This is a genomic window from Holdemania sp. (genome assembly GCF_986127675.1).
The window spans coordinates 1-8,509 of record NZ_CFQZWI010000110.1 but is presented as its reverse complement, the minus strand read 5'-3'; the positions used below and the strand labels follow the sequence as shown (position 1 = coordinate 8,509).

General features: G+C 51.3%; 9 protein-coding genes. 1 reads left to right on the top strand and 8 read right to left on the bottom strand.

The window, feature by feature from the left end:
• On the top strand, positions 1-1,060 hold a 1,060-nt coding region (locus AC5OW4_RS13070; protein ID WP_493677064.1), incomplete at its 5' end, for an adenylosuccinate synthase.
• Between the two features lie 143 nt (positions 1,061-1,203).
• Here AC5OW4_RS13070 and AC5OW4_RS13065 read toward each other — a convergent pair.
• The 8 genes from AC5OW4_RS13065 to AC5OW4_RS13030 all read right to left on the bottom strand — a co-directional run.
• On the bottom strand, positions 1,204-2,082 hold the full coding sequence (locus tag AC5OW4_RS13065) for an AraC family transcriptional regulator (protein ID WP_493677063.1): 879 nt from the start codon (positions 2,080-2,082) through the stop codon (positions 1,204-1,206).
• 75 nt (positions 2,083-2,157) lie between these two features.
• Complete coding sequence (locus AC5OW4_RS13060; protein ID WP_493677061.1) at positions 2,158-2,841, bottom strand: hypothetical protein; 684 nt, start codon at positions 2,839-2,841, stop codon at positions 2,158-2,160.
• A 15-nt stretch (positions 2,842-2,856) separates the two neighbouring features.
• Positions 2,857-3,540: a hypothetical protein gene (locus AC5OW4_RS13055; RefSeq protein ID WP_308559662.1), complete on the bottom strand. Its 684-nt coding sequence runs from the start codon at positions 3,538-3,540 to the stop codon at positions 2,857-2,859.
• A gap of 141 nt (positions 3,541-3,681) precedes the next feature.
• The gene (locus AC5OW4_RS13050; protein ID WP_295770589.1) at positions 3,682-4,575 is read right to left on the bottom strand and encodes an SPL family radical SAM protein; all 894 of its coding nucleotides are present in this window, start codon (positions 4,573-4,575) and stop codon (positions 3,682-3,684) included.
• A gap of 97 nt (positions 4,576-4,672) precedes the next feature.
• Positions 4,673-5,644, bottom strand: coding sequence for a helix-turn-helix transcriptional regulator (locus tag AC5OW4_RS13045; protein ID WP_195396947.1), 972 nt, complete (start codon positions 5,642-5,644; stop codon positions 4,673-4,675).
• A 107-nt stretch (positions 5,645-5,751) separates the two neighbouring features.
• The gene (locus AC5OW4_RS13040) at positions 5,752-6,624 is read right to left on the bottom strand and encodes a hypothetical protein (protein WP_493677060.1); all 873 of its coding nucleotides are present in this window, start codon (positions 6,622-6,624) and stop codon (positions 5,752-5,754) included.
• Complete coding sequence (locus tag AC5OW4_RS13035; protein WP_195396944.1) at positions 6,624-8,054, bottom strand: glycosyltransferase family 2 protein; 1,431 nt, start codon at positions 8,052-8,054, stop codon at positions 6,624-6,626. Before AC5OW4_RS13035 ends, AC5OW4_RS13040 begins: the two co-directional genes overlap by 1 nt.
• A partial coding sequence (locus tag AC5OW4_RS13030; RefSeq protein WP_493677059.1) for a HEAT repeat domain-containing protein occupies positions 8,051-8,509 on the bottom strand: 459 nt, incomplete at its 5' end. The genes AC5OW4_RS13035 and AC5OW4_RS13030, both read right to left, overlap by 4 nt.

The following is an 8,509-nucleotide window of genomic DNA, read 5'->3' as shown; positions in this document are numbered from 1 at the left end:
GTTTGTACTGCTGAAAGAGATCGACGAACTGGAGTCCCGCGGCGTAAACACGGAGCACGTGAAGATCAGCGGCCGCGCGCATCTGATCATGCCGTATCACGTCAAGCTGGACGAGCTGCAGGAAACGCGGCTGGCCGGCAACAAAATCGGCACGACCAAGCGCGGCATCGGTCCTTGCTACGCGGACAAATACACCCGCATCGGCTTACGTGCCTGCGATCTCGTTGATTTCGATAACTTCAAATCCAAGCTGGCTACGACCCTTTCGATCAAAAACGAACAGATCGTCAAGCTGTACGAGGAAGAACCGTTTGATTACGACGCGCTGGTTGAACAGTTCCGGGAAGTTCGGGAACGCCTGCTTCCGCGGATCATCGACGCGGTCACCACGGTCAACGACGCTTTGGATCAGAACCAGAATGTTCTGTTTGAAGGCGCTCAGGCGAACATGCTCGATATCAACTACGGTACCTACCCGTATGTCACTTCCTCCAGCCCGACAGCCGCGGGTGTTTGTGAAGGCGCCGGCGTCAGCCCGTTCAAGCTGGATCATGTCATCGGTGTTGTCAAAGCGTACTCGACCCGCGTAGGCGAAGGCCCGTTTGTCACCGAGCTGCTCGATGAAGTCGGCGAAGAACTGCGTCAGGCCGGCAACGAATACGGCGCGACAACGGGGCGTCCGCGCCGCTGCGGCTGGCTCGATCTGTGCGTCGTCAAACAGGCGGCCCGGATCAATGGATTAACGGATCTCGTTATCACAAAAATTGACGTGCTGTCCCAATTTAAAACGCTGCCAGTCTGTGTCGGCTATGAGCTGGATGGCAAGGTTACCACTTCCATTCCGGCATCGCTGGAAGAATACGCAAAAGCCAAACCGGTCTACCGCATGATGGATGGCTGGGAAGAAGATATCACCGGCATCCGCCAGTTTGAAGAACTGCCGGAGAACTGCCGCAAGTATCTCGCCCTGATCGAAGAAATCACCGGTACCCGGATCTCGCTGGTTTCCGTCGGACCGGATCGTGAAAATAACATCATTATCCACGATCTGACAAAATAACAAAATTCGATACAACAAATAAGCTCAGTCCGCATCAAGCAGGCTGAGCCTTTTTTATTCTGTTTCCGACCTTCGCTTATTCCCGATGCCGTTTGTTTTTGTTGACCGTCCTTTCCTTACTCCTGTTGAGAAACTATTGGCGGTTAAAGAATTGGAATTCCTATCTGGATATCGCTTAGTCCTTGATCGTTGGTAGATTCGCCATATCGGACAAGATCATACCGCGCATTTTCATTCAGCTGACACGAAGCTGAGGGAAACCATTGATTATAGATCAACTCGATTACCGGCTCCAGAGAATCCTGGCATCGGCCTTGATATTCAAATACCACGTAGCGGCTGGCCGGCAGCGTTAGCCGGCGCATGCCCTTGGGGACAGACTGAGCTTGATCAGCCAGAAGTTCCACCTGAGCCCCAGCCCAATAGGTAAACATCGGCCCCTTTTGGGAATTTGAGAACTCCGTATAATCATGAACGCCGATCAGGAAATCCGGATCGCAGCGTCCGGGGATTGAAGATTTATTTTGATGCAGTTTCCGCCAGGTCCGACCGATCACCCCAAATCCATGCCGGAGTTCGGCACAGTAACCGACAAGCGCTATCGCGCCTTCATCCCGAATTTGAATTTTGAAATTGCGCAGCGCATCCGGTTGACTATTCTGCAATTCCAATCGGGGCTGCAGCGGCAGGTACAGCTTTCTGCGCCGATACGTTTTTGGGCTGCAGTGATAAACCGCCTGAAACTGGCGGGAAAATGAACGCTGCGTCTGATAACCCGAATCCAATGCGATCCTCAGGATCGGATCAGCAGTAAACACAAGCCGCCGCGCCGCTTCACTCATCCGCCGGCGCTGAATATAACGATGCACCGGCACGCCGGTCAATGCGGTAAACAACCGGTGCCAGTGATATTTGGAATAGCCGACGGCAGCGGTCACCGCGTTGAGATCCAGGGTTTCATCCTGCAGATGCGCCTCAATGTAATCGACAGCACGGCTAATTTGTTCTCGATTGTCATTCATGCTTTCGCCTCCTGGTTCAAGCATACCCGAATCTGATTTCAGTTTTATCACCATTCTTGCGGCATTGGGAAATTGTCACGATTTTCCTGACTCTCCCTCGAAGCTCTGTGTTTTATCCCCCTGGCTTTCTTCTCCCTCCTCTTCACGGTTTAAGCGTTCGGAAGGCATCGGAATATAACGCTTGAGGAAAGCTTCCAGAATCAGCGCCACGATCAGCAGCAGACCCCAGTCGAGCAGCGGCAGCGAAGGAAATTCAAACTTCAGATTGATTGACGAGAAGGCCAGCGCGTCAATTTCCGTAATTGGAAAGAACTGGATCGCCGCCGCCTGAATCAACGGTTCGATCAGCCGCACAGCGCAGAAACCGGCCAACATCCGATTCCCCCGACAGCATTGTTTAACGAGGATCAGCGATCGATCTCCGCGGACTGCCAACCCCAGCAGTTGTCGGTAACAAAAACCGAAACCCAATAACAAAGCCATTTCCAAGACGCTCATTAGGCCGATAACAACCAAATTTACCACGAACAGCCGGGAATGGCTTAACCCAAACTGCTGCATCGTAAACAACAGGCCGGCGATCATAACGACGTTAACGGCGATCACCGCAGCCATTCCCCAGCTCAATAACCGTGCCAAGAGCAGCATTCGTCCGCGGCTATCTTTACGATAATAAATCACAGCCAGCACAATCACCAGGCCTGCCAATAAAACCTGCATCCCCAAACCAGCCCGAAACCAGACCATAGCCTCTTGCATCCTTGATTTCCTCCTTTATTCATCCCACAAATCCAGCCGCAGCAGATAAGCATAATTTTCAAATGACCGCGGCGTCAGCTCTGCAAACCCCAGCTTCAGCTGGACCGCAGGTTTTTCCAGAATCATCCGGATCAGGAAATGATACGCATCATCCGCCGGAGCCTCCATTTCCACAATGTAATAACCAAATAGGGTCTTCCGGCTCCAATATTGCGCCAAAGGCAGCTGCACGCGCTGGCAGTTGCTCCACATACTCGTCGTATCCAGCTGAGAATTGCCTGGATAAGTGGTATTCAGAGGATCCAGTGAATAGGCTGAGGCGTTTTTAGTCTGATAAAAATGCTTCTGTTCCACCAGCTGCATCGCGTAAGTTGGAGAAGGCTTCTTTTTTGCGCTGTCCTCATCAAACAGATACAACCTCCGGCTGACAGCAGCTACCGCATCCTGCTGAACATAGTTAACGAAAAGCGTCAGTTTCCCCTGCGGATTTTTAAACAGCCGGGCAATCGCGAAATGATCTTTTGTGCGATCTGAACCGCTGGTCAGATAGTGGAGCTGGTGTTCTTTAACATACTGATTTTGTTCTTCCGTCAAATTCATCGGATTAACTGAAACTGTTTCTCCTTTTGTACGGCTTTGACTTACGCTGCATGTCAGCAGCACGCCCAGAATGATCAGTACTGCAAATCCGCGTTTCATCGTTTCATCCCCTTTTTTAATTATTTCCCCTGCGCTGCCAGAAAAGCCCCAGCGCTATGCTTATTTCTATTATAAAAGAAGCGGGGCTGAAAAACCAACACCGCGTCAAGAATGTCATGAATTTGTAAGAGATGAGGATCGTCAGAATAATGAAATCTGCTGCGGCCCACGGCTGAAGCGATAAGCCTCAATGATCGCTTTCATCTGGGTTAAAAGTCCCAGCTGCCGGCATTCCGTTTCGATCATCGCCTTCAGCTCAACCGGTTTGCGGCAGGCACAGCTGTACCGGTTGCCGTAACGGCGAATATACTTTTCTTTTAATCCCGGAAACTGTTCGTCCAGGCATTGATAGTAATACTCCCGCTGGCGGTCCCGCATCGTCATGCCATAGCTGCAGTAAACAAACTGTGCCCCAGCTTCCTTCGCGCGGATCAAAATCTGACGGATGTTTTCCCGATCGTCCGTGATTCCCGGCAAAACCGGCATTAACAGAACACCGGTAAACAACCCCGCCTTCGACAGCTTTGCCATCGCTTCAAATCGCCGGGTACTCGACGGAGCATAAGGTTCAATTTTTCTTGCCAGCGCATCGTCCGCCGCCGTGATCGTAAACTTGCACAACACTGGCGAATGCTGATGAATCCGGCATAACAGGTCGATATCTCTTACCGCCAGAATTCCCTTGGTCGCAAACCCGACGCCGAAGCCATACCGATCCAGTAAGGCTAACGATCCACGCGTCACTTCCAGCTGTTTTTCAAAAGGATTGTACGGATCGGTCATCGCGCCGTTCATGACGACGCCGGTGCGCCGTTTGCTTTTTAATTCTTTTTCCAGCAGCGTCAGCACGTCTTTTTTCACCATCACCGTGTCAAACTGGTCATTGCCATAGCATTCGCTGCGCGAATCACAGTAAATGCAGCCATGGCAACAGCCACGATATAAATTCATATTGTAATCTCCGCCAAACCACCATTGGGCGTTTTTCATCGGGGTTAACAGCGTCCTGGCGCTGATTTCAGGTACAATGCTCATCGACTGCTCCCTGCTTTCTGCTTGTTTATCTTGCTTTTCCACCCTTTTGCCTCCATCCTTTATCCATCAAATTACCACAATGACGGGTTTGGATTTTTTATTGATCCGCTGTTATTTTACCAGGGATTACCTGACAACAGGATGTCAGGTTCTGCGTATTTGTTTCTTTGTTATTGTATAGCTCAGCCAAAACATTGATCCGCTGCCGCATTTTCTCCCGCAGGTCGGCAGGCGCCAGCACCTCAGTGCAATCGGCCATCGACAACAGATAACTCAGCAGCCATTCACCATCGGGGCAGGTAAACTGGACCGTCGTCATTTCCGGCGTCTGCTTCAATTCTATCTGCTGAAAATCATCCATCAGCCGTGCGATCCCCTGCGGCTGGACCTTCATCGTAATCGTCACGCATCTCTCGCTGACCGGCAGCGGCATCAGGATCTTTTCCGGCAGCGGGCGCGGCTCAAAGCTCTCGTCCAGTTCCGTCACTTCGCGCATCCGCACGATTTTAAAAAAGCGTTCTTCTTCCCGCAGCGCGCACCAGCCATAACAATACCACGCCTGCGCTTTAAACACCAGCCGCAGCGGTTCAACGATACGATGCGTCGCCTCCCGGTTCAGTCCGTAATAATCAAATTGGATACGTTTGCGGTTTAAAATCGCATGGCGCAGAAGACTGAATAAATCCGGCTGCTCAGCCGTCTTGGACCACAGTGAAAAATCCGCTTCGATCCAGGCCTGCCGCGGTTGTCCCAGCAAGGCAGATACCTTTTGCAAGACCTGTGTTTCTTCCTGTACGCCAGTGGAACGCAAACCTTCCAGCAACGCCGTCAGCTCCTGCTTTTCCGCTTCTGAGAAAACGGTCTTATTCAAGACAAACGTATCCCACAGTTCGATCCCGCCGTCCTTTCCCCTGCGGGCATAAATCGGAATTCCCGCACGGGAGAGAAAATCAAGATCCCGATAGATCGTCCGTACGGACACCTCGAAACGGTCCGCCAGTTCCTGAGCCGTGATTTTCCTGCGTTCTAAAAGCAGGTAAACAATTTCAAAGCATCGGTTCATCTGCATTATCGAATCCTCGCTTTCCTGCAAATCTGAAGTCTCTGTTCTGATTATAACAGAACCAGACTTGCGCGCAAACAGAAAAACAATGCCGTCTGGGCATTGTGATTGAATTACTGACGTTGTAAAAAAGCCTGAACTTCTTCAAGGTAATGATAGCCTGGATAAATCTTTCCCTGAGGAAATTGTTCCTGCAGTCCGGCCCAGGCTTGACGAAGCTCATCCAGCGACGCATCGTGATAGGTGTTGTTGGATTCCAGACCATGCTTACCCGGAGCGATAAATTCATAAATGGCAATCAACGTTTTGTGGCTGTGTTGGGCATATTCCACTTCCCTGACCAGCTGGCCGGCTTCGTCATGGCGGTTGTAATTCATGATTGCCGCCTGGTCGCAGGCCTCGCTGATCAACTGTTCAAGCGGTTCGGCATAGTCTTGATCATACCAGTATGGCAGGCAGATCACAACCTCCAGATTCAGCGCCTTCGCCTGCTTGTAATAAATCACCATCTGATCGGCATAGTCCTGCAATAAAGTCAGCCGGTCTTCCGTGTCCCATTGCGGCAGAAGATAGGGCTCAATATCCAGCACCACGCCGCGCAGCCGCTGAGATGCGGAACTTGTTTCATTGTAATCAGCGACTAAGGTAAGCCGTGACAACACCTCCTCTGCCTGTTCGTGCAGTGCCCATGTGGCATCCCCCATCAATGCGTAACAGTCGATCCCCTGGGTGTGCAGCTGGCTGACAAAGCGCTGGACTTCGGTTTTCTCACGCAGCATTTCCAACGGAAATTCCTGAAACAGCTGAGTCAGCGGAAGCTGCTCGTTAACCGTCAGCACCGCCTCGATTCCTTCTGCACTCACAGCCGTGCGGTTCCAGGAGAATAAGCTGCCGGCCTTGGGGCGAGTATGCGATGATTGCAGTCCCAAGGCCGCCAGAGTAAGCGCCAGTCCTGCAACTAACAATATTCCTGTTTTCCGTTTCATTATTTTTCGCTGCCTTCCTTGACGGTGACGGCCGGATTATTCGCAGTCCGGGTAATTGCTTCCCAATGATTCTTTCGCTTGCGGTAGCTGAATAAGGCCAGCATCCGCACAGTTGACAAATACAGGCGTAAGAAAATGATTTCAAACAAGCATAAGCCGATCGCTTTGATCACGTCCAAAAGCGAAATTGTTAAATTTTGCGTATGAATCCGACTGAAAAATGCCACCAGCGTCAAGACGCCGCTGAAGCAGGCGTAGACGAGATAAAAATAAACGACAAAGGGATAATTGATCAGATTGGTGACCCATGCCAAAGCGATCGTCAACAAACCGAACAGCTCGATATAAGGTGAAAACAATTCGTAAAGCAGATAGTAGAAATAGGAAATCAAGCTGACAAAACCATATTTGACATTCAGGAACAGCCGGCGATATTTTGTCAGGCTCTGGAACAAACCAATATGCCAGCGGCGGCGCTGCTTCGTCAGATCGAGCAGGGTCGAAGGCGCCTGGCTCCAGCAGATCGCATCCGGCGCATAGCGAATTGCGTAGGGAATATCATGTGCCCGGCAGAACACATGCAGCTTGGTCACCAATTCCATATCCTCCCCCATCGTATTCCGGTCATAGCCGCCGACCGTGATGACCAGATCTTTCTTAAATAAACCAAACGCACCGGAGATGATCAAATTTCCGTTGTATTGATCCATCAGGATCCGGGAAGCCAGAAATGACCGGTCATACTCCAGAATTTGCATGCATATCAGCGGATTGGACGGCAGGTGATAATGTTTTACCTTGCCATTTTCCAGCGTTACGCCGTTGGAAATACGCACCAGTCCGCCGACGGCGATCGCCTCGTCGCTTTCCAGCAACGGCCGCACCGCATATTCCAGGGAATCTCGCTGAAGCATCGAATCGGCGTCCATACAGACAAAATACGGGAAACGGGAGGCGTTGATGCCCATGTTCAGCGCATCAGCCTTGCCGCCGTTTTCCTTGACGATCAGAGTCACGCGAATGCCGTGGATTTCCCGTTCGTAGATTGCTTTCTGTTTCTTGCAAGGCACCTGACGACGGATTGGGCGTTGGGTTTCGATTAAATTAAAGGCTTCAATCAGCCGCTGGCTTGTCTGGTCGGTCGACCCGTCGTCAACGACTAAAACTTCATATAACTTATAATCCAGCTGCAGCAGGGAACACACCGTATCGACGACTGTGACTTCCTCGTTGTGCGCCGGAACGATTACGGATACCGGCACATAGTAATCGTGCTTCAGCTCGTTTTTCATTTTTTCTAGATAGCGGTTGCGGTAAAGCACGCTGGCGCCAACGACTACGGAGATAAACAGGAAGGTGCTGTAGCCGATCAGATAGAACACGAAGAAGAATTCGACGTTCGCAAGAAAATCTTTAATCAGATCCATCATCCGGCAGTGCCCTCCCTTCCTTCATTTTCTTTCAGCTTGTATTCGAGAATCTCACGCGCATACCGATCCGGGCCCGTCAGGATATCCTGCATCTGCGCTAACGGCACATGCAGATTCAGCAGGGCCTGAGCGCTGTTATACCGGACATGCCAGAAACGTGAATGCAGCCCCTGCTTTAAACATTCGATCGTCTGTGAGCCGGGATAGCTGTCCAGCGCCGAGGCGGCCAGAGCTGCGTATTCCCAACTCCGGCTTTCATCCTGCAGCAATTCCAGGAGCAGCGGATACGCCTGGGGATCCGGCCAGCGGCGCAGATAACGCAGCACGGCGAAATGAATTTCCGGATCCTGACGCGGATCGTTCAGCCGGGCGAACAAGAGCTCGGCAAATTGCGGACCGACCATTCGAAAATAATTGATCAGCGCGCATTGATAGACCGGCGTCAGATCGGAAGA